Source organism: Fibrobacter sp. UWR4, from assembly GCF_003149045.1.
In the GTDB taxonomy this organism is placed as follows: Bacteria; Fibrobacterota; Fibrobacteria; order Fibrobacterales; family Fibrobacteraceae; genus Fibrobacter.
The window spans coordinates 1-1,798 of sequence record NZ_QGDU01000083.1; the positions used below are offsets into that span (position 1 = coordinate 1).

The following is a 1,798-nucleotide window of genomic DNA, read 5'->3' on the forward strand; positions in this document are numbered from 1 at the left end:
TGTAGATGTAAAGATAGCCTACGAATGGGAATCGGAATCGAGAGAATCATCTAGCAAGGCTGCCTAAATGCTTCCACACATGTTGATGATGCCTCAAAATTCATAACACCCCGTCAATTTACCGATAGGCACGTTTTATAAATATAACTATTTGAAATTGTAAAGGTTATAGACTCACATCACACCTATTCCACATCATTCCTGTCGATCGCCATCGTAATAGCGGCGTATCTGATCGTGGACATGATTTAACACGAAAATTTCAAGGCGAAATGAAGTTTTTTTACTACAAACGCGCTGAAAAAGCCCTATATGTAACAGGGTGTTACATATAGGAAATTCGGCTAAAAACGCGTGGGAAATGTGGGGTGTTTGAGGGAAAGCGGTGGTCGGGTGTTGCTTGGTTCTTTTCTACTATTTAGGTGTAAAAGTATGAGGAAAACTTTATGAAGTTCGGTTTGTTGAAAGTTTTTGCGCTGGTAAGCATTGTTCCGCTCGCTGTTGCGCTCAATGCCTGCGGCGATGATAGTTCCACTAGCGGGTCTAGCGATGGCAGCAACCGTGGTGGAATTCCTGACACCGTCGAGACATTCATGGAACTGTCGGACTATGACTGCGGCAAGAGTCAGAAGTGCGTTGCCACCTACCTGACGGAATACCATGACATGGCTGTGTGCGATGGTAACAACGGCTGGGTCATCGGGACCCTCATCGAGAAGATGGACTGCGATTTCTCTTCATCGAGTGACAAGTCGAGCGATAGCAAGTCCAACGATCCCGCCGGAGTGACCGACGACTCCAGCGACAGCAAGGACGAAGCAATCTCCAGCAGCAGTTCCTCCAATTCGTCGTCGTCCGGTCCCGCCGCGGGAACTCTGACCTACGGCGGACAAACGTACAGGACGGTGGTCATCGGTGCGCAGACATGGATGGCCGAGAACCTGAACTACGAATACAAGGTGAACGGTTCGACCTACGGCAACTGGTGCTACAACGACAGCGCCCTGTACTGCGAACGGTACGGGCGCCTCTACACTTGGGCCGCGGCGATGGATTCGGCGACGACAGGCTGCGGCTACGGCGCGACTTGCGAAACGGACGCCGGCGCGGTGCAGGGTATCTGCCCCGACGGCTGGCATTTGCCTAGCCGTGCGGAATGGGATACGCTGATCGCGTTTGTCGGCGGAGAGGACGTGGCGGGGAGACGGCTTAGGTCGATCTCGGGGTGGTATGACAATGCAAACGGCGACGACGGCTACGGCTTCTCGGCGCTCCCTTCCGGAATAAGGCACGGCAACGGGGGCTTCAACAACGCGGGCCAAAACGCGAACTTCTGGTCCTCCTCCGAGAGCAGCCCGGACAGTTCGTCCCAAATGTATATGTACTACACCGTCCGAAGCGCAGGTCTGGTCGACAATGCCAAGAATAAGGCATTCTCAGTCCGCTGCGTCAAGGACTAAAGCATGTTCCGTGGCTGAACGAACGACTCGCATCGCGAGTCGATAGCGCAAGAGGGCCGGCCCGCCAGGGCAACGCCCAAAACATCGCCCCCTGTCGCCTATAGTTTGCAAAGTGAAATTTTTTCGCGCCCCGCCTTGACACCGCCCAAACTTTTGTATAAATTTAGTAGTGAACAAAAGAACACTAATTAAACCGTCGCTTTTTTAGCCTGTAGCGACTGGAGGAAAGTATGAATAGAAAATTCAAGCCCATCGAGGAGTTGACCATCAGGGACAACTTCATGTTCGTAAAAGTCTTCAGCGACGAGGAAATCGCCAAGCCGTTTCTCAAGGCCCTT

Annotated in this window: 1 protein-coding gene; it reads left to right on the top strand. The window is 52.2% G+C overall.

The window, feature by feature from the left end:
- The first annotated feature begins 446 nt into the window (after positions 1–446).
- Complete coding sequence (locus tag BGX12_RS15160) at positions 447–1,460, top strand: fibrobacter succinogenes major paralogous domain-containing protein (protein WP_109736852.1); 1,014 nt, start codon at positions 447–449, stop codon at positions 1,458–1,460.
- Positions 1,461–1,798: the final 338 nt, after the last annotated feature.

Coding starts and splice junctions, on each gene's coding strand:
- BGX12_RS15160 (WP_109736852.1), top strand. CDS start 447: ATGAAGTTCGGTTTGTTGAAAGTTTTTGCGCTGGTAAGCATTGTTCCG.